This window comes from Arthrobacter sp. P1_H7 (assembly GCF_056405215.1).
On record NZ_JBFUCO010000023.1, the window covers coordinates 1 to 24,486 of the forward strand.

At 67.8% G+C, this 24,486-nt stretch carries 23 protein-coding genes and 1 pseudogene; 13 read left to right on the forward strand and 11 right to left on the reverse strand.

The window, feature by feature from the left end:
- The 4 genes and pseudogenes from AC1DXI_RS18850 to AC1DXI_RS18865 form a co-directional block, all read left to right on the forward strand.
- Nucleotides 1-289: pseudogene (locus tag AC1DXI_RS18850) on the forward strand (3-oxoadipyl-CoA thiolase); the annotation flags it as partial.
- 13 nt (nucleotides 290-302) lie between these two features.
- Nucleotides 303-962, forward strand: coding sequence for a 3-oxoacid CoA-transferase subunit A (locus AC1DXI_RS18855; protein WP_018775367.1), 660 nt, complete (start codon nucleotides 303-305; stop codon nucleotides 960-962).
- Nucleotide 963: 1 nt separating this feature from the next.
- A complete protein-coding gene (locus tag AC1DXI_RS18860; RefSeq protein WP_476939875.1) occupies nucleotides 964-1,671 on the forward strand; it encodes a 3-oxoacid CoA-transferase subunit B in 708 nt (235 codons plus the stop codon).
- A 60-nt stretch (nucleotides 1,672-1,731) separates the two neighbouring features.
- A complete protein-coding gene (locus AC1DXI_RS18865) occupies nucleotides 1,732-2,538 on the forward strand; it encodes an IclR family transcriptional regulator domain-containing protein (protein ID WP_476939876.1) in 807 nt (268 codons plus the stop codon).
- A 68-nt stretch (nucleotides 2,539-2,606) separates the two neighbouring features.
- On the opposite strand, the gene AC1DXI_RS18870 is transcribed toward AC1DXI_RS18865, so the two are convergent.
- Nucleotides 2,607-2,846 (reverse strand): hypothetical protein, encoded by a 240-nt coding sequence (locus AC1DXI_RS18870; protein WP_476939877.1) that lies wholly within the window; start codon nucleotides 2,844-2,846, stop codon nucleotides 2,607-2,609.
- Between the two features lie 172 nt (nucleotides 2,847-3,018).
- On the opposite strand from AC1DXI_RS18870, the gene AC1DXI_RS18875 reads away from it, so the two are divergent.
- A complete protein-coding gene (locus AC1DXI_RS18875; protein ID WP_476939878.1) occupies nucleotides 3,019-3,978 on the forward strand; it encodes a diacylglycerol/lipid kinase family protein in 960 nt (319 codons plus the stop codon).
- A 51-nt stretch (nucleotides 3,979-4,029) separates the two neighbouring features.
- Here the strand turns inward: AC1DXI_RS18875 and AC1DXI_RS18880 are convergent, their stop codons facing one another.
- The 3 genes from AC1DXI_RS18880 to mscL all read right to left on the reverse strand — a co-directional run bounded on the left by AC1DXI_RS18880 (nucleotide 4,030) and on the right by mscL (nucleotide 6,229).
- Complete coding sequence (locus AC1DXI_RS18880; RefSeq protein WP_476939879.1) at nucleotides 4,030-4,911, reverse strand: ACT domain-containing protein; 882 nt, start codon at nucleotides 4,909-4,911, stop codon at nucleotides 4,030-4,032.
- Nucleotides 4,912-5,007: 96 nt separating this feature from the next.
- A complete protein-coding gene (locus AC1DXI_RS18885; RefSeq protein ID WP_476939880.1) occupies nucleotides 5,008-5,601 on the reverse strand; it encodes a DinB family protein in 594 nt (197 codons plus the stop codon).
- 97 nt (nucleotides 5,602-5,698) lie between these two features.
- Nucleotides 5,699-6,229 carry a large conductance mechanosensitive channel protein MscL gene (gene mscL, locus AC1DXI_RS18890; RefSeq protein WP_476939881.1) on the reverse strand — a complete coding sequence of 177 codons (531 nt, stop codon included), beginning with the start codon at nucleotides 6,227-6,229 and terminating at the stop codon, nucleotides 5,699-5,701.
- 244 nt (nucleotides 6,230-6,473) lie between these two features.
- On the opposite strand from mscL, the gene AC1DXI_RS18895 reads away from it, so the two are divergent.
- Nucleotides 6,474-7,556 (forward strand): FUSC family protein, encoded by a 1,083-nt coding sequence (locus AC1DXI_RS18895; protein WP_476939882.1) that lies wholly within the window; start codon nucleotides 6,474-6,476, stop codon nucleotides 7,554-7,556.
- Between the two features lie 13 nt (nucleotides 7,557-7,569).
- Here the strand turns inward: AC1DXI_RS18895 and AC1DXI_RS18900 are convergent, their stop codons facing one another.
- Complete coding sequence (locus AC1DXI_RS18900) at nucleotides 7,570-8,898, reverse strand: MFS transporter (RefSeq protein WP_476939883.1); 1,329 nt, start codon at nucleotides 8,896-8,898, stop codon at nucleotides 7,570-7,572.
- A 133-nt stretch (nucleotides 8,899-9,031) separates the two neighbouring features.
- On the opposite strand from AC1DXI_RS18900, the gene AC1DXI_RS18905 reads away from it, so the two are divergent.
- The 4 genes from AC1DXI_RS18905 (at nucleotide 9,032) to AC1DXI_RS18920 (ending at nucleotide 12,703) form a co-directional block, all read left to right on the forward strand.
- On the forward strand, nucleotides 9,032-9,811 hold the full coding sequence (locus tag AC1DXI_RS18905) for an IclR family transcriptional regulator (RefSeq protein WP_476939884.1): 780 nt from the start codon (nucleotides 9,032-9,034) through the stop codon (nucleotides 9,809-9,811).
- A 96-nt stretch (nucleotides 9,812-9,907) separates the two neighbouring features.
- Nucleotides 9,908-11,098, forward strand: coding sequence for a 4-hydroxybenzoate 3-monooxygenase (locus tag AC1DXI_RS18910; RefSeq protein ID WP_476939885.1), 1,191 nt, complete (start codon nucleotides 9,908-9,910; stop codon nucleotides 11,096-11,098).
- Nucleotides 11,099-11,213: 115 nt separating this feature from the next.
- Nucleotides 11,214-11,606, forward strand: a complete 393-nt coding sequence (locus AC1DXI_RS18915; protein ID WP_476939886.1) for a nuclear transport factor 2 family protein — start codon at nucleotides 11,214-11,216, stop codon at nucleotides 11,604-11,606.
- A 44-nt stretch (nucleotides 11,607-11,650) separates the two neighbouring features.
- On the forward strand, nucleotides 11,651-12,703 hold the full coding sequence (locus tag AC1DXI_RS18920) for an FAD-dependent monooxygenase (protein ID WP_476939906.1): 1,053 nt from the start codon (nucleotides 11,651-11,653) through the stop codon (nucleotides 12,701-12,703).
- On the opposite strand, the gene AC1DXI_RS18925 is transcribed toward AC1DXI_RS18920, so the two are convergent.
- The 5 genes from AC1DXI_RS18925 to purB all read right to left on the reverse strand — a co-directional run bounded on the left by AC1DXI_RS18925 (nucleotide 12,642) and on the right by purB (nucleotide 20,912).
- Entirely contained in the window at nucleotides 12,642-13,076 is a 435-nt protein-coding gene (locus AC1DXI_RS18925) for an acyl-CoA thioesterase (RefSeq protein WP_018775381.1), read from the reverse strand. The two genes, AC1DXI_RS18920 and AC1DXI_RS18925, sit on opposite strands and share 62 nt — an antisense overlap.
- 67 nt (nucleotides 13,077-13,143) lie before the next feature.
- The gene (locus AC1DXI_RS18930) at nucleotides 13,144-13,647 is read right to left on the reverse strand and encodes a GNAT family N-acetyltransferase (protein WP_043422845.1); all 504 of its coding nucleotides are present in this window, start codon (nucleotides 13,645-13,647) and stop codon (nucleotides 13,144-13,146) included.
- A gap of 155 nt (nucleotides 13,648-13,802) precedes the next feature.
- On the reverse strand, nucleotides 13,803-18,659 hold the full coding sequence (locus AC1DXI_RS18935; protein ID WP_476939887.1) for an NAD-glutamate dehydrogenase: 4,857 nt from the start codon (nucleotides 18,657-18,659) through the stop codon (nucleotides 13,803-13,805).
- A gap of 142 nt (nucleotides 18,660-18,801) precedes the next feature.
- Nucleotides 18,802-19,473 (reverse strand): histidine phosphatase family protein, encoded by a 672-nt coding sequence (locus AC1DXI_RS18940; protein WP_018775384.1) that lies wholly within the window; start codon nucleotides 19,471-19,473, stop codon nucleotides 18,802-18,804.
- Nucleotides 19,470-20,912, reverse strand: a complete 1,443-nt coding sequence (purB, locus tag AC1DXI_RS18945; protein ID WP_476939888.1) for an adenylosuccinate lyase — start codon at nucleotides 20,910-20,912, stop codon at nucleotides 19,470-19,472. Before purB ends, AC1DXI_RS18940 begins: the two co-directional genes overlap by 4 nt.
- Nucleotides 20,913-21,062: 150 nt before the next feature.
- Between purB and AC1DXI_RS18950 the strand changes: the two genes are divergently transcribed.
- Nucleotides 21,063-21,425 carry a hypothetical protein gene (locus AC1DXI_RS18950; protein WP_476939889.1) on the forward strand — a complete coding sequence of 121 codons (363 nt, stop codon included), beginning with the start codon at nucleotides 21,063-21,065 and terminating at the stop codon, nucleotides 21,423-21,425.
- Nucleotides 21,425-22,876, forward strand: a complete 1,452-nt coding sequence (locus AC1DXI_RS18955) for a hypothetical protein (protein ID WP_476939890.1) — start codon at nucleotides 21,425-21,427, stop codon at nucleotides 22,874-22,876. The genes AC1DXI_RS18950 and AC1DXI_RS18955 overlap by 1 nt, the downstream gene beginning before the upstream one ends.
- Here AC1DXI_RS18955 and AC1DXI_RS18960 read toward each other — a convergent pair.
- Nucleotides 22,827-23,213 carry a phage holin family protein gene (locus tag AC1DXI_RS18960; protein ID WP_079555111.1) on the reverse strand — a complete coding sequence of 129 codons (387 nt, stop codon included), beginning with the start codon at nucleotides 23,211-23,213 and terminating at the stop codon, nucleotides 22,827-22,829. The two genes, AC1DXI_RS18955 and AC1DXI_RS18960, sit on opposite strands and share 50 nt — an antisense overlap.
- A 128-nt stretch (nucleotides 23,214-23,341) precedes the next feature.
- Between AC1DXI_RS18960 and AC1DXI_RS18965 the strand changes: the two genes are divergently transcribed.
- The gene (locus AC1DXI_RS18965; protein WP_476939891.1) at nucleotides 23,342-24,460 is read left to right on the forward strand and encodes a histidinol-phosphate transaminase; all 1,119 of its coding nucleotides are present in this window, start codon (nucleotides 23,342-23,344) and stop codon (nucleotides 24,458-24,460) included.
- Nucleotides 24,461-24,486 lie beyond the last annotated feature (26 nt).

Consider the following 24,486-nt stretch of genomic DNA (forward strand, 5'->3'; position numbering starts at 1 on the left):
CGGCTGGGACCAGGTCGGCGCCGTCGAACTGAACGAGGCGTTCGCCGCGCAGTCCCTGGCCTGCATCAACGCCTGGGGCATCGATGCGGGAATCGTGAACCGGCACGGCGGCGCGATCGCCATGGGCCACCCGCTCGGCGCCTCCGGCGCCCGGATCCTGGGCACCTTGGCCCGGTCCCTGCAGGCCTCCGGGCAGCGCTGGGGCGTCGCCGCGATCTGCATCGGCGTCGGCCAGGGCCTCGCCGTCGTCCTCGAAAACGTGTCCGCCGCCCCACGGCACAACCAGTGAAAGGTTAAGGGCCATGCTGAATTTCATTGACACCGTCGGCGAGGCCGTCGCCGGCATCAAGGACGGCTCCACCGTGATGATCGGCGGCTTCGGCAACGCCGGGCAGCCGTTCGAACTCATCGACGCGCTGCTGGAGTGCGGCGCCACCGACCTGACCGTGGTGAACAACAACGCCGGCCAGGGCGACCAGGGCCTGGCCCTGCTGATCAAGGAAGGCCGGGTGAAGAAGATGATCTGCTCCTTCCCGCGGCAGTCCGACTCCTGGCACTTCGACACGAAGTACCGCGCCGGCGAGATCGAGCTCGAACTCGTCCCGCAGGGGAACCTCGCCGAGCGGATCCGTGCCGCCGGCGCCGGGATCGGCGGCTTCTTCACGCCCACCGGGTACGGCACCATGCTCGCCGAAGGCAAGGAAACCCGCTTCCTGGACGGCAAGTGGCAGGTGTTCGAGACCCCCATCCACGCCGACGTCGCCCTGATCAAGGCCCTCACGGCGGACGGCAGGGGCAATCTCGTCTACCGTAAAACGGCGCGGAACTTCGGCCCCATCATGGCCGCCGCCGCGAAGCACACCATCGCCCAGGTGTCAGAGGTTGTCCCCACCGGTGGCCTGGACCCGGAAAACATCGTGACCCCCGGCATCTACGTCAACAGCATTGTGAAGGTGGCCTGAGATGAGCATCCCAACCAATGACCAGAGTCTGCGGACCGGCAACCAGGCTGGTCTCCAGACGTCCGACAAGCCGCTGGGCCGTGACGATCTCGCCCGCCTCGTGGCCCGCGACATCCAGCCCGGATCTTTCGTGAACCTCGGCATCGGCCAGCCCACCCTGGTCTCGAACTACCTCGAACCGGAGCAGAACATCACGCTCCACACCGAGAACGGGATGCTCGGCATGGGCCCGGAGGCCGCCGGGGACCAGATCGACGGCGACCTCATCAATGCCGGCAAGATCCCGGTGACCGAGCTGCCGGGGGCGTCCTACTTCCACCACGCTGACTCCTTCGCGATCATGCGCGGCGGTCACCTGGACATCTGCGTGCTCGGCGCCTTCCAGGTCTCCGCCACCGGTGACCTCGCCAACTGGCACACCGGGGCCCCGGACGCGATCCCCGCCGTCGGCGGCGCCATGGACCTCGCCACCGGCGCCAAGGACGTCTTCGTCATGATGACGCTCCTGACCCGCGACGGCGTGTCCAAACTCGTGGAAACCTGCACGTACCCGCTCACCGGGATCGGCTGCGTGACCCGCGTCTACACCGACAAGGCCGTCTTCCTGACCGGCCCCGACGGCGTCCAGGTGCGGGAGACCTTCGGCTGCACGCTCGAGGAACTCCAGGCCATGGTCCCGATGCCGCTGCGGGCGGCGGAGCCAAGCTGACAGTCCTGCGGCCGGAGAACCTGTGCCCCGCTAAAGTGATGCGGGACCGAGAGGCGAAAAATGATTGAGCCAGCCAAGAGTGGCGGCGCGCCCGCGGCCAGCGACCAGTACGTGCAGTCGCTGGCGCGCGGCCTCGCCGTGATCCGTGCCTTCGACACGGAACACCCCACGATGACGCTGACCGAGGTCGCGGCCCGGACCGAGCTGACCCGGGCCACGGCCCGGCGGTTCCTGCACACACTCGCGGAGCTGGGGTATGTCCGCACGGACGGCAAGATCTTCGCCCTGACCGCCAAAGTGCTGCAGCTCGGCTACGCCTACTTGTCCGGGCTGTCCCTGCCGCAGCTCGCCCAACCGCACCTGGAAGAACTCTCGCTCGAACTGGGGGAGTCGACGTCGGCCGCGGTGCTCGAAGGCACCGACATCGCCTACATCGCCCGGGTGTCCACCCGGCGGATCATGACGGTCGGCATCACAGTGGGCACCCGCTTCCCCGCCTATGCAACCTCCATGGGCAGGGTGCTGCTTGCGGCCCTCCCGCCGGCGAAGCTGGAAGAGTACCTCGCGGCTGCCGAGATCCGGCCACTGACTCCCGGAGCCATCGGAACGCGGGACGCCCTCCTGGCGGAGCTTGATACTGTTCGCGCCCAGGGCTGGTGCCTGCTGGATCAGGAGCTGGAGCTGGGGCTGATGTCCATTGCGGCTGCCGTCCATGACGGGCCCAAGGTGGTGGCGGCGATCAACGTCTCGCTGCAGACCCAGACTGTGTCTGCGCAGCCCGATCCCGATGCCTACCTCAAGGCCGTGCGTGAGGCGGCGTTGGCCACGGCGGAAATCATCTCCGAGGACCTGACCTCGGGACGGTGAAACGCGCCCCAGACGGCACGTCTGGGATGACATACGTCTGAGAAGAGATACGTCTCGGAAGAGAACCGTCAGGAGTCTGCGGGGCCCGGGATGGGCTTTGTTGAAACCGTGATCGTGACGCCCCCCGGTTCGTCACCGATTTTCAGGTGCAAGTCCCTGCCCACCAGCAGGGCATGGATGTCTTCGCTGTCTCCGGGCGCGATCTGCTCGGCCAGCCGTGTGAGCGCCAGTGCCATCGCCCGGCCCCAGTCATGGGGGTCAGTGCTGGATGATTCTGCCGTCGCTGAGTAATTTTCTGATTCAGTCATCTGCCCCCGCTTTCGGCGTCCGGAGCGCAGCGTCCGGCACATCACGAAGCCCAGTCTAGTGAGCCTGCGGAGCGCACGTCCACGATTCGTGCTGGCCCTGCGCAGGTTACGCGGGCACTGCGGCTAGGATTTTAGTTCGGGTACTCTTCGCCCAATTGCCCCTAAGGACGCCATGACAGAGAACAGCACCGCGACGCCGGAGACCCTGGAAACCGGGGACAATACAGCGTCCCGGCGCGCCGCCGTGGTTATCAACCCCATGAAGTCTCCCGGCGAGAGCTTCCGCGCCTCCTTCTTCCGCCTCTGCGAGACCCAGGGCTGGGCCGAGCCGCTGTGGCTGGAAACCACAAAGGAGGACACCGGGCTGGGCCAGGCCCGCGAGGCGCTGGAGGCCGGAGTCGACGTCGTGATCGCCGCAGGCGGCGACGGAACGGTCCGCTGCGTGGCGGAGGTCCTCGCAGGCACCGGAACGCCGATGGGCCTGGTTCCCCTGGGGACCGGCAACCTGCTGGCCCGCAATCTCGGCATCGACATCACCGACCCCGTGGCTGCCAGCTACGACGTCCTGAGCGGCACGGACACCAAGGTGGATGTGGTGAAGGCGTCGCTGGACCACGCCGAGGAGGAGTCCACCTTCCTGGTGATGGCCGGTCTGGGCTACGACGCCGCCATCATGGCCAACACGGTGGACGAACTTAAGGACCGCGTGGGCTGGCTCGCCTATGTCGAAGCGGGCATCCGGCACCTGCCGGGCAAGCCCATCAGGGCGAAAATCAGCATTGACGGCCAGCACCCGGTACGGCGCCGGATCCGCAGCGTGATGGTGGGTAACTGCGGCAAGATCATGGGGGGCGTGGAGATCTTCCCCGACGCCAAGATCGACGACGGCATCCTGGACGTCGTGATTTTGGCGCCCATCGGCCGGTTCGGCTGGCTGGATGTGCTGGCCGGCGTCTTCGGCCGGAGGAACGCCAAGAACGCGTCGGTGGAATATTTCGCCGGAAAGTCAGCCGAGATCGAACTCGCCCACGAGCAGGAATTCCAGCTCGACGGCGACCCGCTCGGCAAGGCCAAGCACCTCAAGGTCACGGTCGAGCAGGATGCCCTCACCATCCGGATGACAGGCATCTGACCCCGGGCCAACCATTGCCCGGCCGGCCCTTTCACCGGCCGGCCGGGCCGGCTAACGCGCCGCCGGCCGGTGCGCCAGGATCTCCGCGAGTTCGGCCAAACGGTGCGCGCGGGCGGATTCGGCAGGCGTGAACGGCTCGCCGGGCCGGGAAAACGTAATGGGGCCGTGCCACGCCGTAGGGATTTTCAGGACCGTCCCGTCACCGCCCGTCCGGGGCGAAGCCTCGGCCTTGCCGGCAGCCGGTCCGGTGATGATCCGTGCCCGCAGCAGTTCCGCGACCGCCAGCGGCAGCTCCTCCGGGCTGGCGGCGATCCGGGCGGCCAGGCTCAGCGCGCCGGTTTGCCCGTCGGCCATGGCCAGGGCGGTGGTCGGCCAGACGTGCGGATCCGCTCCGCCGCCGGCCCGCAGCGCCCGGAGCAGCTCGGCTTCGCGGACTTCACCGGGTGCCGAGAGGACAAACTCGTCCAGCACACCGCCGGCCACGGGGTGAACATGAATGCTGAGGATGTTCGTGTTCAGCCCGGCCAGGGCCTGCGTCAGTTTCTGCAGCGACCCGGGCTTGTCTTTCAGGACGGTCCGCGCCCGCCACAGGGCGGGTGCGGCGCCGAGCCGTTTGCGGTGGCGCAGGGCCGGGGCATGAAGCCAGCCCCTGAGCATCCGGGCCGCCGACGGTTCGGCCACCCAAATCACCAGGATGGTCGCGGTCATGGTCAGGACCAGGACCTTGGCAACGTACGGCAGATGGGTTTCCACCACCGCCGCGTGCACCAGCAGCTCAATCGGAAGCATCACGGCGACGTTGGCCAGGGTCAGCCGCGCCTTGGTCGGTTCGGGCATCTGGCCGCACACTTCGCAGCTCAACTCGGAGGTGGCCGGGGGCTGGGCTTTGCCTGGGGTTCTGGCAGGTTTTTTGCCGGTAGCGTTGCGCGTCATGCTCCCATGATTCCGGCCGGCTGTTTCGGCCGGATTGCCGCAGGGTGACGGTTTCGCGCCGGAACCGGGACCGGCACAGGTCAGGAGAGCGGGCTGTTACAAGCCCGGCCCAGCCTCCACGCCGTGCCGGAGCAAGCCACGGTGGGCGTAGAGGTCGCGGAGCAGGGCGACTTCGGCCAAGTGGTGGATCATCTCGCGGTTGATGTGCAGGACCAGTGCTGCCATCGGGGCATCGGCGTAAGGACCCTCGGCCGGCCCGCAGGGCGCCGCCAAACCCGCTTCATGGAGGCCCTTCACGCCCTGGATCCACCGGTGGTAGTACTCGTCCAGCTGGGCCAGTGCCCCGGCCGCGGTGCCGGGGTAGGCGAAGGACTGGTAGTCCACCGCAGGACCGCCAAATTGCGATGCCGTGCGTGCGCCGAGGACGCCGACCAGAATGTGGCACAGGCGCCACGCAATGGTTGTCACCGGAGCGGGAACGGGCTCCGGGTAGCTGAAATCAATGGTGAAATCGCCCGAACCCGGCGCGCCCGGGGGTGTTGAGGCGTCCCTGCGGCGGACATTCCAGCCCGGCGCCGGCTCCCAAAAGTACTCGTGGTCAGTCAACCCGTCCAGACGGGGGCGGGCCTGGTTGGCAAAGTGCCAGTCCAATTGGTCCACCAGCTCGTGGTTCCAGTGAACATCCGGCATGGTGTTCCTCCTTGGCATCCAGGCTCGCGCGGCGGGGGCGTCTACATCAAAGCACTCCGGAACCCCCGCCCGCCAGAGGGCGCACAGCAACGAGGGCTCAGGCGTGAGTTCGGCTTGCGACTCCGGCCGGTTCGGACGACTGCATCTTCCCGTCCGGGTGTTCCCCGTCCGTGCGTTCCCCGTCCGGGTGCTCCTCGACCCGGGCGCGGTTGGCACCGGCTTCCGGGCCGGCCAGATTGGCCAGCAGGTCGCGGATCTCGGCCAGCAGCGCGGTGTCGGCCGGGATCGGCTCTTCCGCGGGCTCGGCTGCGCTGAGCCGGCTCTTGACCATTCGGTTGATCCGGTTCATGGGGGCCACGAAGATGAAGTACACCACCGCGGCGGTGATGAGGAAGGTCAGGAAGGCTGTCACCACGGCGCCGATGTTGACGAAGGTCTTGTCGTTGCCCGGCCAGATGTGAAAGCCCAGGCCCTGGGTCTGGACGCCGCCGGCGGCCGCGAGGATCGGATTAACGATGTTCGAGGTGAACGCGCTGACCAGGGCGGTGAAAGCGGTGCCGACCACGACGGCGATGGACAGTTCGATCACGTTGCCGCGCAGGATGAAATCCTTGAATCCTTTGAGCATGGGGAACCTCCGGTGTGCGTTGCGGGCTTGATTCAACCGATAGACGCTACCACTTCGCGGTGCAGCCGGCCGATCCCGATCAACGGATTCCGATGCCGCGGCCGCGCCGTTCCGGCGTAAACTCCGTCTTGGATGCCAGCGCCGCCGTCGTAACACTCCGGCTGCAACGAAAGGCGTCCCGACCTCATGAACAAACGCCTGAGAACCCGCCCATGAAGAACTTTTTCGCTGTGAGGCCGGCGCTATGAAAGTGTTCGCCGAGATGTTCACCATCGCGCCGGGCAACAAGGACCACCAGGTTGCCTTCCGCTGCGCCGTGGGAGTCTTTGTTCCGCTGATCACGCTGGTGCTGCTGGACCGCCTGGATCTGGCAATCTACGCTTCCTTCGGCGCCTTCACCGGCATCTACGGCCGCAACGCGCCGCACGCCAGGCGCCTGACCCTGCAGGTCCGCGGCGGCGGGCTGATGCTGCTGGTGATGTTCCTGGCCGCCCTCACCGCGCGGCTGGACGCCCTGGCCGGGCTGTCGGCGGCCGGCACCACGTGGGTCCTGGTCGTGGCCACCACCGTGATCGCGTGGGGATGCTCCCTGGTTGTCGCGTGGTGGCGCCTGCGTCCCTCCGGTTCGCTGTTCCATATCTTCGCGTTCGCGGCCATCGCGTCAATCCCCAACCAGCCGCCGCTGTGGCAGGCCATGCTGGTGGCGGTCCTCACGGTGGCTTTCTCCCTGCTGCTCGGCCAGTCCTCGCGCGTGGCCCGGAGCCACCGGACCCCGTGGGTGAATCCGAGGCCGGCGGCCCTCACTCCGGACGAGAAGCGCACCGCGTGGCACGAAAGCTGGGGCTACCTCGTGGCGGCAGGCCTGGCGGGAACGCTGGGTACCCTGGCCGGGGAATGGCTGGGCATTGGCCACAATTACTGGGCGATGGTGGCCGCCGTCGTACCGCTCGTGGGCCACACCACCCGGCACCGCGTCAGCCGCGGCCTGCAACGCATCGCGGGCACCGCCCTGGGGCTGGTGCTGCTCGCCGGAATCCTGCTCCTGCAGCCGACGCCCTGGCAGACGGTGCTCGTGATTGCGGCGTGCCAGTTCGGCGCCGAGATGTTCATCGCGCGCCAGTACATGCTGGCGCAGGTTTTCGTCACGCCGCTGGCTCTGACCTCCACGCTCCTCGTGGCGCCCGTTCCGCCCGGCATCCTGCTCCGCGACAGAATCGTCGAGACCATCATCGGCGCCGCCGTCGGCATCGCCGTCGTGCTGGCGCCCGGCGCGTGGCGCAAACTCAGGGGCCGCCGCGAGGCGCAGACCCCGGAGCGCTTCCCCTAGGAGTGGCTGACGGCTAGGAGTGCCCGACGCTGGCGCCGGTGCGGGACACAGCCGGGACGGTCTGCGGGACGAAGGCTAGGGCGATGACCGCCAGGACCGCGGCGGCGGCGAAAACATAGAAGCCCCACGGGTAGGCGATGCCGGCGGCCACCAGCGCGCCGGTGACGGCCGGGCCCAAAATAGCTCCCAGCCTGCCCACTCCCGCGGCGAAGCCAAGGGCGGTGCCGCGCAGGCGGACCGGGAAGAGCTGGCTGACCCAGGCGTAGACCAGAACCTGGGAGCTGAAGACGAACACGCCGGTGACAAAGACGGCGGCATAGAGCACCACTTCGTTCTGGATCTGGATGCTGAGCGCGGCCAGGAACACGGCGGAGAGGCCAAACCAGAGCAGGACGATCTTCTTGGTGCCGTGCCGGTCCGCCAGGACCCCGGCGATCAGCAGGCCCACCACGGCGCCCACGTTCAGGACCAGGAGCAAGGCGAGGCCGGCGTTCAGGCTGTAGCCGGCGGAGGCCATGAGCTGCGGCAGCCAGGTGTTCAGGCCGTAGACCAGCAGCAGCCCCATGAAGGACGCCACGGCCACGCCGGCCGCAATCAGCGGGTAGGGCTTGCGGCCCAGGTCGCGGAAGCTGGCGCGTTCTTCCGCCGGTGCAGCCACGGACGCGGCTTCCGCCGCGGCCACTGCTCTGTCCGGGGTGGCCGCCGGGGTGCCGGCAGGGGACTTGGCGGCGGCGGGGATGTGGTGGACCGGCGGGAGGGTCTCCGGAAGCTTGAACCACAGGAAGGGAACCAGGGCGAAGCCGGCCAGGCCGCCGGCCACGAACATGGTCCGCCAGCTCGGAATGACCATGAGGGCCAGGAACGCGGTGGCCACGGCGCCGACGTGGTACCCGGTCATGGTCCGGGTGGTGGACTTTCCGGCCGTTCCGGCGGGTGCGTAGTCGTTCATGTACGCCAGGGCGGCGGGCAGGCAGGCGCCCAGGCCGAGGCCGGCCAGCAGCCGGAACGTGCTGAACCACGCCACGTTGGGTGCGAAGACGACAGCGATCGTAAAGAGGGAGAACCACGCCACGCAGGCCACCAGCAGGTTCCGCCGGCCGAGGCGGTCCGAGAGCGGGGCGATGAAGAGCGCGCCGAGCCCCACACCCACCAGGGAGACGGTTGCCGCGAACGTCGCCCCAACGGCATCGAAGCCAAGTTCCTGCGACTTGATGAGCGTCGGGATGACGGTGCCGAGCACCACCAGGTCAAAGCCGTCCAGCACCATGGCCAGCCAGCAGAGCCACACGGGCCACCGTGATTTCTCCCCCGATGACGACTTGTCCAATGACGACGTTGACATTGTTACCTCAGCATTAGTATTTATGTGATTCCGAGCGGCCGTCCGGTGCCGGCCGGCCTCTTTCCATTGTGAGAGTTCTATCACTGCACCGTGTTGCATGGGACACTTAAAACCATTCAACGGAAGGGGCAAGGTGGCCAATTCGAACTCCGGCGATTCGGTGGTGGACCGGGTCCTGCGGCTAATTGCCGCGTTCCCCGAAGGTGTCACGGCGCTGCAGCTCTCGGAGCTTGCCGCGAGGGCGGAGCTCCCCCTGACCACCGCGCACAGGCTCGTCCGGCAACTCGCCGGACATGGCCTGCTCGACGTCGGCCCCGGCGGCTCCGTCAGCCTGGGCCTGCGGCTCTGGGAACTCGCCAACCGCAATTCGCCCACGCTCGAGCTCCGCCAGGCCGCCCTGCCGTTCATGGAGGACATCCAGCAGGTGCTGCATCAAAACGTGAATCTCGCCGTGCTGGACGGGCGGGAAGCGCTCTTTGTGGAGCGGCTGTCCCGCCGCGGCTCCGTCGCCAACCGGGCGCAGGTGGCCGGGCGGATGCCCGTGCACGTGTCCTCCGCCGGGCTGGTGCTCATGGCCAACCAGCCCCGCCCCGTCCAGGCCGAGTACCTTGAGGGATTCAGTGATCCGACCGGCCGGCTGGCCCTGGAGGACCTCCGCGCCCTCCTGGGCGAAGCCGCCCATCAGGGTTATGCCCAGCTGGCCGGCGTCGTAGACCCGGACACGTGGGGGATCGCGGTTCCCGTGCTGGACCGCAGGAAGCACGCGGTGGCGGCCCTCGGCGTCGTCGTTCCCCTTCGAGAAGTGCGCCTGCAGGCGCTCGTTCCCGCTCTCCAGACCGCGGCGCGCGGGATCGGGCGGCGGCTTGGCGAGCCCCGCGAAAACCCGGCATTCCATTCAGCGGAATCCCTGTAACGCGCACCACGGCCGGGGGAGCACACTGTTAGCCAGACGAACCCAACCGGCCCCAGGCGCCCGCCCCCCGGGACCCCGCAACGAAGCGAGACGCACATGGCACAGCGAAAAGTCATCACCACCCAGGTAGCCATCATCGGGGCCGGTCCGGCCGGGCTCATGCTGTCCCACCTGCTGGCCAAGGCCGGCATCGAATCCACCGTCCTGGAGATCCGCAGTCACCAGGAGATCTCCGAGACGGTCCGCGCCGGCATCCTGGAGCACGGCTCGGTCAATATGCTGGTCGACAGCGGCGTCTCCGACCGCGTGCTGCGTGACGGTGACCGCCATGACGGAATCGAACTGCGCTTCAACGGTGAAAGCCACCGGATCGACTTCCAGGACCTCGTCGGGGAATCGGTGTGGCTGTACCCGCAGACGGACGTGTTCCTGGACCTCGCCGCACGCCGGAAGGCCGACGGCGGGGACGTCCGGTACAGCGTCACGGACACCACCATCCACGACATCGAAGCCAAGCCCAAGGTCTGGTTTACGGATGCGGACGGCGTCGAGTACGAGCTCCAGGCCGACTTCATCGCCGGCGCGGACGGCTCGCGCAGCCACTGCCGGTTCCAGATTCCCGAGACGCACCGCAAGTGGTACTTCCACGAGTACCCCTTCGCCTGGTTCGGCATCCTGGCCGAGGCGCCGCGCAGCTCGGACGAGCTGATCTACGCCAACTCCGGGAACGGCTTCGCCCTGATCAGCCAGCGCACCGAGACGGTCCAGCGGATGTACTTCCAGTGCGATCCCAACGAAGACGTCGACAACTGGGATGACGACCGGATCTGGGACGCCTTCCGCAGCCGCGTCAACGGCAACGGCTTCGAGGTCAAGGAAGGGCCCGTGATCGACAAGACGGTCCTGAAGTTCCGCAGCTTTGTCCACGCCCCCATGCGGCACGGCAACCTGTTCCTCGCCGGGGACGCCGCGCACACCGTGCCGCCCACCGGGGCCAAGGGCCTGAACCTGGCGCTGCATGACGTCAAGGTCCTCTTCGAAGGATTCGACAGCTTCTACGCCACCGGCTCCGCCGCGCTCCTGGATGCCTACAGCGACCGCGCCCTGAACAGGGTGTGGAAGGCCCAGCAGTTCTCCTACTGGATGACCTCCATGCTGCACACCCCGGCCGGCGCCGATGACTTCTCCCGTGCCCGCCAGCTTGGCGAGCTCCAGTCCGTGGTGTCCTCCCGCCACGGCAGCGCCTACCTCGCGGAGGCCTACACCGGCTGGCCGGGCGCCCGCTAGGACGCCGGCAGGCCTGAGGAAGAAGCGCATATTTCCGTCGACAGGCACCGGGGCCAGGACTAGCCTTGAACCGTCCCAGCATGGCCCGACAAGGACGACGGAGAGGTATCCGATCATGGGAACGGCAGAGAATGTTGAACTGGTCCGGCGGGGGTATGCGGCCTTCAACGCAGGGGATATGGCGACCCTCAGCGACCTGTTCGCGGAGGACGCAGTCTGGCACGTTGCCGGAAGTGGCGTGCTGTCCGGAACCAAACAGGGTCGCGACGCGGTCCTGGCATACTTCGGCGAACTGGGAGCGCGTACCCAGGGTTCCTTCCAAGCCAACCTCGAGGACATCGTCGGCGGCGAAAACTACACGGTAGCAATCCAGCAGACCCGCGGTGAAAACAACGGCAAGACCCTGGACATGGCCACCGTCATCACGTTTGTGGTCCGCGACGGCAAGATCACGGAAGGGCGGGAGTTCTTCGAGGACACGGCCAAGGCAGACGATTTCTGGACCTGACCGGACAACCGCACGATCGGCCCCGCCCGCAAGCTGTTTCCATCATCGGCGGCGGCATCGCCGGGCTGGCTCTTGCAGCCCGGCTGGATCCCGCGCGTTTCGAGGTCACCGTCACCGAACAGCGGTACGGGCTCCCGACCGTGGGGACATCCTTGGCCATGTGGCCCGCGGCCCAGCGCGCCCTCGGCGCTTTGGGCATCCTGGACGCCGTCAGGGACGCCAGCCCGGCAATCGACGGCATGACCGTCCGGGCGGCCTCCGGGAGGCCATGGACATCAGCGCAGGCGACGGGGCTGATCGGCGTGTCCCGGGTTGACCTCATCCGGCTCCTCGACGGTGCCGTTCCGGGCAGCGTGCGCCGGGTGTCCGGCCGCCTCGACGTCGTCCGGCCCGGTCCCGCCGGCCTCGTGGTGGGCGCCGACGGTGTCCACAGCGCGGTGCGCCGCAGCTGCTGGGGCGCCCGCTCCGGTGCCCGGCCGACCCGCTACCTCGCGGTCCGCGGCGTGGTTCCCGGATCGCTGTGGCGGGGACACACGGGCGAATACTGGGGCCGCGGGCAGCTCTTCGGGATTGGTCCCGCGGCGGCCGGGACCAACTGGTACGCGGCGTTCCGCTCCGGTCCGGGACGCGGAAGCCTCGACGTCGCCGCGGTCCTGGCGGAAACCCGGGCCCGCTATAGCGGCTACGCCCCGGGCATCCGCGACGTCCTGGCCGCCGCGGTACCGGAAACGACCCTGGCGCAGCGGATCTGGACGGCGCCGCCGCTTGGTAGCTATGTCCGCGCCCGGGTGGCACTGCTCGGCGATGCCGCCCACGCAATGACACCCAACCTTGGCCGGGGCGCCTGCGAGGCGCTGGTCGACGCCGTGACCCTCGCGGCGCTGCTCAATACCCGGCCCGTGGAGGAGGCGCTGAGCGCCTACAACCGGGCGCGTCACCTGCGCACGCAGGCTTTGCGGTGGGCGTCGTCGGCCGTGATGCGGCTGGCCCTGGCGGAGCGGGGCCAGCCTGTGCGGGACGCGCTGCTGGGCTTGGCTAGTCCTGGTCCAGGGTCTCGGTCAGGTGGTGCGTCGGAATCCGGTCCCGGTCATAGGTGATTTCGGTGTAGCCGTGCGGCTCGGGCTTCCCGGACGGGCTCAGGTTCACGAAGACGATCTCATCAATGGTGAGGATGCTGCGGCGCGTGATCATGTTCCGGACTTCGGCGCGCATGGTCAGGGATGTCCGGCCGAAGCGGGTCGCGGTCAGGCCCATTTCGATCAGGTCGCCCTGGACCGCGGAGCTGACGAAGTTGATTTCGGAGATGTACTTGGTGACGGCCCGGCCGTTGCCCAGTTGCAGGATGGCGTAGATGGCCGCCTCCTCGTCAATCCACTTCAGCAGGCTCCCGCCGAACAGGGTGCCGTTGGCGTTGAGGTCCTCGGGCCGCACCCATTTGCGGGTGCGGAAGGTGATGTCGGCCGGTTCCATAGTGCGAGGTTAGCCGACTCCGTGACGGGCGGCGTTGTGTGACGCCGCGGCCCGGCGCCGCGCGGCCTCACGCCATGGCGGTGTGCGCGGCGCTGTGCGAATCGATCGGCTTCGCGTAGCAGTACGAGTGCACCATGCCGACATAGGGGCCGAAGTTCGGCACGGACACGAAGCCGGAGTTCTCGTAGAACTGCCGCCCGTCGGTCTGCACCGAGCCGGCCTCCGCCGTCAAGGTGGTAATCCCCAGCGCGTAGGCGTGGGCTTCGAGGGCCGCGAGGATGGAGCTCGCCACTCCCGAGCCGCGGGTGTAGGGCAGCACGTAAAGGCGTTTGATTTCCGCGGTGTGCGCGTCCAGCATGCGAAGGCCGCCGCAGCCGACCGGCTGCCCTGAGGCCTTGTCGTGCGCCACCAGGAACACCGCCGTGTCCGCTTCCGACGGCGGCGGGCCGGGTTCGTGGTCGGGCCGGCCGAAACGGGCCTCGAGTTCCGCCTGCTGGGCGGCCCTCAGGTCCGCGCCGACGGGGTTCGCCCAGGTGACCTGACGGATGTTGAGCCGCGGGTTGGTCTGCATGACTGCCTCGATTCGCCGAAGTGTTATGCAGTCCAAGGCTAGGCACCAGCGGTTTCGGCTGTGTTTCCTGCGGGTAAGCGTCCGAAGAACTGTGAGTTGCGGTGCACTTGCGGCTTCCAGCCCGACGTCCGGGTGGACCTGGCGGTGGCCACAACCTAGCGCCGCACCAGTGTCCGCAGGAGTTTCAGCGCCACAGAGATCGAGGCGATGTCCACCTGCCCCGGTTTGGTCACTTCCGCGAAGGTGTCCTTGAGCCGGCCCAGCTGCTCCTGGTGCCCGCGTTCCCACTCCACGATGCGCTCCACGGCGTCGGATGTGCCGGCCTCTGCGGCACCAGGGCCGTGGGTGGTCTCCATCACCGAGACGGTCATGTCCGCTACAGCGGAATACACATCATCGCGCAGGGCAGCCCGAGCGAGGGCCTCCCAGCGGCTCTGCCGGGGCAGGTCGGTGATGCTGAGCAGCAGGTTCGCGGCGCCGATTCGCTGGAACACCGCGTAGTACACCTCGGCGATGGCGGCGATCGGCTCGCGTACTCCTTCGGAGATCAGGGAGATATCCAGCAGCCCGAAACTCTCCAACAGGTCCGAGGCGCGCCGGCCCAGCTCTGGGGGCATCCCCACGGCGTCCCAGTGCGCGAGCCGCTCTTGCACACGGTCCAGGTCGGAGCCGCGGAGGTAGTCCACGGTCCGGGTCCGCAGCAGGTCCAGGGCGGGCATGATCCTGCCCAAGGCGGCGTCCACGGGCTGGTCGCGGTGGTCGTGCGTCACGTACCACCGCGTGGCCCGGTCCAGGACCCTGCGCATGTGCAGGGTTGCTTCGGCGATGACTTCGTTGGGATATCCGGCGGGGAGTGCGGCCAGCCGGTTGACGATCCACGGCAGGTCGTAGGCTTCCCGCGCCATCACAAAGGCCCTGGCAACACCTGCGGCCGTCGCAGTGGTTTCCTCGATGGCGCGGAAGGCGAACGTGATTCCGCCGAGGTTGATCATGTCGTTGGCCACCACTGTGCACACGATCTGGCGGCGCAGAGGGTGGCCCTCAAGCTCTGCTTCGAAACGTTCGGACAGCAGACGCGGGAAGTACCCGCGCAGGACGCGCCGGAACCACGGGTCGTCGGCAAGGTCGCTGGCATTGAGCTCTGCGGCCAGTTCGATCTTGGCGTAAGCGGCCAGCACCGCAAGTTCGGGCGCGGTCAGGCCCTCACCGGACCGCAGCCGTTCCCGGAGCTGTTCGTTGCTGGGCAGACCCTCCAGCCTGCGGTCAAGGTCGGTGGCGTTCTCGAGCCAGTCCATGGTCCGTTCGAAACCCGGGCTCCACGCCAGCACCAGGTGCCGGTCGTTGTAGAGCAGGACATTCTGGTCCGTGTTATTGGCCAGGACCAGGCTGGCCACTTCGTCCGTGAGGGAATGCAGGAAGCCCGCGCGTTCCGCCGGCTTCATCTTTCCCGCGGCGATCATCCGGTCCACGAAGATCTTGATGTTTACCTCATGATCCGAGCAGTCAACTCCGGCTGAGTTGTCGATCGCATCGGTATTGAGCAGGACGCCGGACAGAGCGGCCTCAATCCGCCCGAGCTGCGTGATTCCCAGGTTCCCGCCCTCGGCGATGATCTTCGTTCGGACCTCATTGCCGTTGACCCTGATGGGGTCGTTCGCCTTGTCGCCAACCTCGGCGTTGCCTTCTAACGAGGCCTTGACGTAGGTTCCGATGCCGCCGTTGTACAGCAGGTCCACGGGCGCCCGGAGGATGGCCTGAAGCAGCGCATGGGGTGGCAGCGACACGGTGCCCGGGTCCAGGCCGAGGGAACTCCTGACCTGTTCCGTGATGCTGATCGCCTTGGCCCCGCGGGAGTGGACACCACCACCCTTGCTGATCAGCGCTGGATTGTAGTCTGCCCAGGAGGAACGGGGGAGGGCAAAGAGCCGCTGCCGTTCCTCGAACGAGGCCGCCGCATCCGGCGCCGGGTCAAGGAAGATGTGCCGGTGATCGAAAGCTGCCACCAGGCGGATGTGGCGGGAGAGAAGCATCCCGTTCCCAAAGACGTCGCCGCTCATATCGCCGATGCCGGCAACTGTGAAGTCCTCTTCCTGGCAGTTCACCCCGAGTTCGCGGAAATGGTGCTTCACGGATTCCCAAGCCCCGCGGGCCGTGATGCCTATCTGCTTATGGTCAAAGCCCACCGTCCCGCCGGACGCGAAAGCATCGCCCAGCCAGAAGCCGTATTCCTCGGCCACCGCGTTCGCAGCATCGGAAAATGACGCTGTTCCCTTGTCCGCCGCCACCACGAGGTAATAGTCGTCGACGTCGTGCCGCACCACCCGCGCCGGAGGCACCACTGTTTCCCCGTGCGCAGTGGTGACCAGGTTGTCGGTGACGTCCAGCAGCCCGCGGACGAAGATCCGGTAGCACTGAAGGCCCTCCGTCAGCCAAGCGTCGCGGTCCACGGAGGGGTCCGGCAACTGTTTGGGATAAAAACCGCCCTTGGCGCCGGTGGGCACAATCACCGAGTTCTTCACGTTCTGCGCCTTGACCAGGCCCAGGACCTCGGTGCGGAAATCCTCGCTTCGGTCGGACCAGCGCAACCCGCCCCGGGCCAGTGCCCCGAAACGCAGGTGAACGCCTTCGACGCGGGGCGAGTACACCCAGATTTCGTATTTGGGACGCGGAAGCGGCGCACTGGCAATGGCGGCGGGGTTCAGCTTAAAGCTCAGGTGGAGCCGCCCCTGGAAGTAGTTGGTGCGGAGCGTGGATTCCACCAGGTTCATGAAGGTGCGCAGCAGCCGGTCGGCGTCGAGGACGGGAATGTCGTCGACCGCGGCCAGCAGTTCCTTCCGGGCCGCGTCGGTGTCCCCGAACCGGCCCGGCGCCTGCAGGTCGGGATCAAACTTGGCCCGGAATAGTGCCAAGAGCGCATGGGTGGCCCGGGCATTGGCCAGCAGGGTGTCGGCCATGAAGCCGTAGGAGGTCGTCGTGCCCAGTTGCTGCAGGTACTTGGCATAGCTGCGCAGGATTGCCGCCTGGCGCCACTCGATGCCCTCCCGGAGGACAAGGCCGTCAAAGCGGTCCGATTCCGAGTCCCCGCGCATGGCGGCCGCGAAGGCATCCCGCAGCAGCCCGCTGGTCCGGGCCGGATCCACGCCCGCTGGGTACCGGACGCCGAGGTCATAGAGGAACAACGGCCGGTCGCTCCCGCGCACAACATCGAAGGGCCGTTGGTTCAGCACCTCCAGGCCGAGGTTGTGGAAGAACGGCAGGATCCGCGTCAGGCTATGGGCGGTGGTCAGGTAGAGCCGGATCCGTGCGTCTTCGGCCAGCGTCGGGGCCGCAGCCGTGGGGACATGAACGGCAAGCTGAGGATCGTTCAGCGGTCGGCCGCCCGTGCCGTCGAGATCGAACTTCTCAAACCGTCTGATGTCTTCAACCGCGTCCTCGACGTCGAAATCAGCCCGGTAGCTGGCCGGGAAGGCGGCGGACCACAGCGTCGACAACCGGCTGGCCTCCGCGGACGGCAACCTGGCACGGAGCGCTTCGTCCAGGCCCGCGGCCCAGGTCCGCGTGGCGCTGATAATGCTCCGCTCCACCGCAGCGGAATCGACGTCGGGCATCCCGCCGGCAGGCAGTTGTATCCGGAAGAACACGCGGGCCATCGGGGATTCACTCAGCCGGACTTCGAATTCGAGCGAGGAGGACCGGAAAGCCTGTTTGAGCTCGTTTTCGATCCGGAGGCGCACGGACGTGCTGTACCTGTGCCGGGGGAGGAACACCAGGGCGGTCATGAAGCGGCCATAGCTGTCAGAGCGCAGGAACACCCGTGTCTGGTGGTGCGCTTGCAGGAGCAGGATCTCCCGGGCAAGCCCGGAAAGTTCATCCAGGTCCCGATGGAACAGCTCGTCCAAGGGGAAGGACTCGAGGACGGTGAGAAGCTGTTTGCCCTGGTGGGAGGCCTCGGTGAAGCCGAAGCGTTCCCGGATGGCGCGTACCTTGTCCCGGATCATCGGGATGCGCCGCACGGACCGGCCCGTGGCGCCCGGGGCGAAGAGGCCCACAAACCGCACTTCTCCCGTGCCTTTCCCTGCGCTGCCGAAGGTCCGGACGAGGATTTCGTCCAGGTAGGCCGGGCGGGGGACCGACGATCTCAGATCAGAAATGGAGATGGTGAAAACCTGTGAATGGGGTAGTCCCGTGACGGGCTGGCGGGCCTCCGGCCGACCGTCCCTGAGCAAACCCAGCCCCGTGCCCGGCCGCAACGCCACGACATCGGTGCCCTCCGACGTCGAGTATTCAAATTCGCTGTAACCCAAAAACGTGAAGTTGCCGCGGTCCAGCCAGTCCAGGAGCTCGCCGAGCTGCTCCGGGGTCGGAACCGTGCCTGCGGGCAGCTGGTCCAGGGAATTGATGGCGCGGGCGAGGCTGGCGTGAATGGCGGGGGTGTCGTCCGCAACCAACTGGACGTCCGCCAGGACACGACGCACGTTGCCGGTGAGCTCCGCGATGGCCCGTGACCCCGGCAGGCGGCCAATCTCCGCCGCCACCCAGGTTTCGGACGACCACCCCGGCGGCTCCTGGGCGGCGCCGGTCGCCACAGCGCCCGGGATGCCGGCGATTCGGCCCGCCGGTCCGGACTGCGACGACCCATGCCGTATTTCCATCAGCCGGCCAGTCCGCGGATCCCGCCGCACCAGGAAATTGGGATGCACCAGCAACCGGATGGACTCGTTTTCGCGGGCCAGCTCGGCGGTGAGCGAATGGATCAGATGCGGCAGGGTGTCTGCAACCACCAGCAGGACGCTGGCGTCGCTTTCGTTCAGGATGGCGACGGCCGCCGTGCCCGACGGGCGGCTGTCCGCCAGTTCCGCATGGCGCCTGGCCCGCTGCTCAAGGTTTTCGGGACTGTAGCCTTGGAGGTCCTCGGGCGCAGCGTGCTCGTAATAGGCTGCGAGGAACTGTTCATCGAAGACGTGGACTGCGCCGGCGGGCGCATGCCCCGGGTGTTCCGATTTGCGTGACATGCCCCTGCGCCTCCACTGCGCGGGATCAACCGCATGCCGCGGCCGACCATCCTGTCCCCACGCCTGCTTTCATCATCGCCGCGTCCGGGGGAGCAGTCCAGTCCCGGCACGCAGCGTACGCCCCCGACGGGTGCCCTGGCCGCTACGCCGGACGGCCGGTGGGATCCTCCGCCGTCGGATCCGCCAGTGCCAGTCCGCCCACGGGGCTGCCGTCCCAGTGGATGAGTTTCCAACCGTTCGCGGGATCGCCTTCCAGCGCCACGATTCCGGTGTTGTCCAGCACGTGCCGGATGGCAAAGTCCGGTTCGATGTTCTCTGCCCGCAGGCCCGCCCACACCCGGATGGCGGCGCCGTGGCTGACCACGGCCACGGATCCTGAGTCCCCGGCCCCGTTGGTGCGGGCCGCTATTGTGGCGATCGCGGCGTCGTAGCGTTCAAAGAAGTCCCGGCCGCTGGGACCGGCAGGCATCCGGCGCTCCAGCTCGCCGTCCGCCCACGAAAAAATGGTGCCGATGTACCGCTTGTGCGATTCGTGGTCCGTCTGCTTTTCCAGCGACCCGGCTTCGATCTCGTGAAGGCCCTCAAGCACCTCGGTTTCCAGCCCGTGCACCCGGGCGAGCGGTGCCGCCGTGATCTGCGTCCGAACCAGGGTGGAAGCGTACAGGGCAAGGATCCGCTCGTTCGCCAGGGCGCGGGACAACACCTCAGCCTGACGCTGGCCGAGTTCGGTCAGCCCTGGCCCCGGGTGCGCTGTGTCCAGCTGGCCCAGGACATTGCCGGGCGTCTGGCCGTGCCGGATGAGCAGAAGTCTCATTTGAGGTGGTCCACCAGCTGGTCCGCGATGCCTGTGTACTTGCCCGGGGTCAGCGCCAGCAGGCGGGCTTCGGCGTCGGCGGACAGGCCGAGGCTCTGGACGAATTCCTGCATCCGGGCGGCATCCACGCGCTGGCCGCGGGTCAGGTCCTTGAGCCGCTCGTACGGGTTTTCCATGCCGTCGACGCCGGCGATGGCCTCGGCGCGCATGACCATCTGGATGGCTTCGCCGAGGACTTCCCAGTTCGTGTCCAGGTCCGCGGCCAGCACGTCCTCGGCAACCTTGAGCCGGTCCAGGCCCTTGGAAACGTTCGAGATGGCGAGCAGCGAGTGGCCGAACGCCACACCGATGTTGCGCTGCGAGGAGGAGTCGGTGAGATCACGCTGCCAGCGGGAGGTGACCAGGGTGGAGCCGAGCACGTCCAGCAGGCCGGAGGAGATCTCGAGGTTGGCCTCGGCGTTCTCGAAACGGATCGGGTTCACCTTGTGCGGCATGGTCGAGGAACCCGTGGCGCCTGCCACCGGGATCTGCACGAAGTAGCCGATCGAGATGTAGCTCCAGATGTCGGTGCAGACGTTGTGCAGGATGCGGTTGAAACGCGCGACGTCGGCATAGAGTTCGGCCTGCCAGTCGTGGCTTTCGATCTGGGTGGTCAGCGGGTTCCAGGCCAGGCCGAGGCCTTCGACGAAGCCCTTGGCGACGTGCTCCCAGTCGGCGCCCGGGACGGAGGCGACGTGGGCGGCGTAGGTGCCGGTGGCGCCGTTGATCTTGCCGAGGTATTCGGTGCGGGCGATCCGGTCCAGCTGCCGGTTGAGCCGGTGCGCGATGACGGCCAGCTCCTTGCCCAGCGTGGTGGGCGTGGCGGGCTGGCCGTGCGTGCGGGAGAGCATCGGCATGGCGCGGTTGTCCCCGGCCATGGCGCTGATCTGGGCGACGAGGGCGCGGGCCGCGGGCAGCCACACATCCTCCACGGCCCCCTTGATGCCAAGGGCGTAGGAGAGGTTGTTGATGTCTTCGGAGGTGCAGCCGAAGTGCACCATGGCGGTCAGCCGGTCGATTCCGATGCCTGGCAGGCGGCGGCCGATGTAGTACTCGACAGCCTTGACGTCGTGGACCGTCACGGCCTCGATCTCGGCCAATTCGGTGACGGAGGCGGCGTCGAACTCCGTGACGATCGCGCGCAGTTGTTGCTGTTGTTCCGCCGTGAGCGGGCCGGCCCCGGGCAGGACGCTGTTGCCGGTCAGGTGGATCAGCCACTCGACCTCAACAGCCACGCGGTCGCGGTTCAGGGCCGCCTCGGAAAGGTAGTCGACCAGCGGCGCGACGGCGGACTGGTAGCGGCCATCCAGCGGGCCGAGCGCGATCTGGTGGTCGGACGCGGCGAGGGCCAGGCGTCCGGACGGCGTGCGGGTATCAGCTGTGGCGGCAGTTTCAGGCATGTGCCGATTCTTTCACGAAGTGCCGCCGGGCCTTAAGCGCCCCCGTCCTTATGACATTGCCGGCTGGCAGTGCATGGCGGTCCGGGACGTTGTCCACATAGCCTGACGGCGCTCTTCAGCGGGCACCGGCCGCCCCGCTAGCGTCGTTCCATGACCAGAGGAATGACTGGTGGCTTCCCGCCGGGACCGGCGGGAACCCTGGCAGTGCAGGACGTGGCGGTTCTTGGCGTGACGGCCGCCGACGCCCTCGAGTGCGCTTCGCACAGTTATGAAGTCCAGCAGTTCGCGGCGCGCGTGGCCCGGTGCGCCGATGAAGCTGATGCGGTGCTCGCCGCCCTCGCCCGCCTTGAGCTGCAGACCTGGCAGTCACCGGCCGGCCGCGCCTACCGTGTGGCCTTGTCCCTGCACGCGGCGGCGCTGCGCCGGAGCCGGGATGCCCTGCTCGATGCTGTTGCCGTGGTGCTCCGGCACGCCCGGAATGTGGCGCAGCCCGCGGACCGGATGGGACCCTGATGGCCGAGGCCACTCCGGCTGGCTCCGGCAGCAGCCCCGGGGTTTCCGCGCCGCCGCGCGACGGCAGCCTGCTCATCCGGGGCGGAATCGGCGGGGTGAGCTTCCAGTTTGAGGAGCTGCTGGCGGGTGCCGCGGCACTGGACGGGCTGGTCCGGCAGCTGCAAATGGTTGAAGTGGAGGCCGACACCGTCCGGCGCGCACTCTTTCCCTATCAGTCCGAGTCCTACACCAGCGGCAGCAACGCCATCATCGCCGTGGGGGAGGCCGGCCGGGAGGTCGGACGCGTCCGGGCGCAACTGCAGCGGATCGGCGACGACGTCCGCGCCAGTCACCGTGAATACGAATATGCCGAATCCCGGAATGCCCTGCTGCTGCGGATGGGACTGCACGGCTCCGAGTACGGCGCAGCACCGGAGCCCTTCGCCCTGCCCGGGGTGCGCGGGACCGTTGAAGACTGGGTCGCCATGGCGCCCCGGAATCTCACCGTGCTGCTTGGCCTGCCCGGGCCGCTGGCCGCCGTAGCCGGCGCCCTGGCCGGCCCCACTGACATCCGCCGCCTGGTCCGGGACGCCACGGAAGCGCCGGGGCTCGTGTTCCTCAAACCCCGTCCGGTCAGCGTCGTGGGCCGGGAGACGTTTACCGCCGACGTCGACCTCTCACCGGCCGGGCTGTTGCGGCGGGCCGGTGCAGTGGGAGAGCACGGCGGCCGGATCGAGGTTATCGAGGTCGACGGCGGATCCCGGCCCGCGTGGGTGGTGGTCATTCCCGGAACCCAGCAGGGTGCCCTGCCGGAAGGCACCAACCCCTTTGACCCCGCCGGCATCGCGGAGGCCCTGGGCTATGACTCGGCGTCGACGGCGGAGGCCATCCGGGAGGCGTTGCGGCAGGCCGGGGCCGAGGCCGGCGATCAGCTCGTGGCCGTCGGTTACAGCCAGGGCGGGATCCACGCGATGAATCTCAGCAAGGACCGCGTTGTCCTGGCTGAGTACGACCTCAAGTTCGTGCTGACCGCGGGCTCGCCGGTGGGCGGAATCAGCCCGGGGCCGGGGATCCGCAGCCTGCACCTGGAACATGAGCAGGACTGGGTGCCGGGGGCAGACGGCCAGGCGAACCCGGACACCAGGGACCGGGTGACCGTGACCCTCACCAACCCGCTGGCTGTGCCGCCGCTCCAGGACATGGGCCTGGGTCCGGGGCACCGGCTGGAGAATTACGCCGACGGGGCCGCGCTCATCTCGGCGAGCCGGGACAACACGTTGCAGGACTCCACCGCGGCGCTGGCCGCGGTCGTGGGAACCGGCGGGGCGGCGACGGTGACCCGGTTCTCGCTCCGGCGCGAGGCCCGGCAGGAACCGCGGGCAACGCCCGCAACCACTTCGGGCCCGCGCGGCGCGGGCGCTTCTAACGATCGAGGGCGGGAAGGAAGCTCGCCACGAGGGACACCGCGCTGATGATGATGGCGGCGAACACGGCGGTCCAGAAGAACGAGTCAATGGTGAAGTGCACAGTGGTGTAGCTGCTGATCCAGGATGTCAGATAGAGCATCGCGGCGTTGATAACCACGGTGAACAGGCCCAGGGTGAGGATGGTGATCGGCAGCGATAGGAGGCTGACGATGGGCTTGACGAAGGCATTGACCAGGCCGAAGATCAAGCCGATGAACAGGTAGCCCAAGACGATGTTGATGGTGCCGTCGCCCTGGGTGGAAATGTCCAGGCCCGTGAGGATCCAGCAGGCGATTGCCAGGGCCAACCCGTTGATGATGACTCGTACGATGAATGAGCGCATGGCCCCATGCTGTCATACGCCCGGCGGCGACGGCAGGGACCATATTCCCCATGTCGGCAGCGGCCGTCCCATAGGGGCAGCGATCATCTCCCGCAACGGCGGCAGTGACCCGAAGTAGGCTAGTTGGCATGACTTCATCAGAAAACCCGGCCGGGGGCATCAGGCCCCGTCCGGTGGTAGACCTCCTCCCCCGCTACGCGGCCGGAAAACCCCCCGTCCCCGTGGAAGGCCTGGCCAGCTACAAGCTGTCCTCCAACGAAAACCCGTTGCCCCCGATCCCTGCAGTGCAGCAGGCCATCGCGGCGCAGACCGACTTCAACCGCTACCCCGATCCGCTCAGCAGCAGGCTGCGTGAATCGCTCGCCCGCTTCCTGGATGTTCCCGCCGAGGACATCGTCACGGGCGCCGGCAGCCTGGGCGCCCTGAACCAGCTGCTGACCACCTTCGCCGGCCAGAACGACGACGGCAAGGCCGACGAAGTCATCTACGCCTGGCGCTCGTTTGAGGCCTACCCGATCTGCGTCGGACTGGCCGGTGCCGAGAGCGTCCGGATCCCGCTGACGGCCGACGGGCGCCATGGCCTGGACGCCATGGCCGCCGCGGTGACTGCACGGACGCGGATGATCCTGCTGTGCACGCCCAACAACCCGACCGGACCCATCTTGACGGCCGAGGAAACGGAGCGCTTCATCAACGCCGTTCCGGCCGACGTCGTGGTGGTCATCGACGAGGCCTACCAGGAATTCGTGCGCGCCGGCGACGCCGTGGACGGCATCGCCATGTACCGCAAGTACCCCAACGTCGTTGTCCTGCGGACCTTCTCAAAAGCGCACGGCCTCGCCGGACTCCGCGTGGGGTACAGCGTCGCCCGGCCCGAGCTGACACAGCACCTGCGCGTCGCTGCCACCCCCTTCGCCGTGTCCCAGATCGCGGAAACGGCGGCTGTTACATCGCTCGAGCACTTCGCCGATGTTGTAGAAAGGGTACAAAGCCTGGTGGACGAACGGGACCGGGTCACGGCCGGACTGCGTGAGCTCGGATGGTTCGTTCCGGAGGCCCAGGGCAACTTTGTCTGGCTCAATCTGGGCGAAAACAGCTCGGAATTCGCCGCCCTCGCGGCGGAACGGGCACTGTCCGTGCGTGCCTTCGGCAACGAGGGCGTCCGGGTCAGCATCGGCGAAACGGAAGCCAACACCCGTTTCCTGGAGCTCTGTGCGATCTATACAAAACCGCCGCAGCGTTCCTAGCGCTTAACACTGCGCGCTCAGGCCGC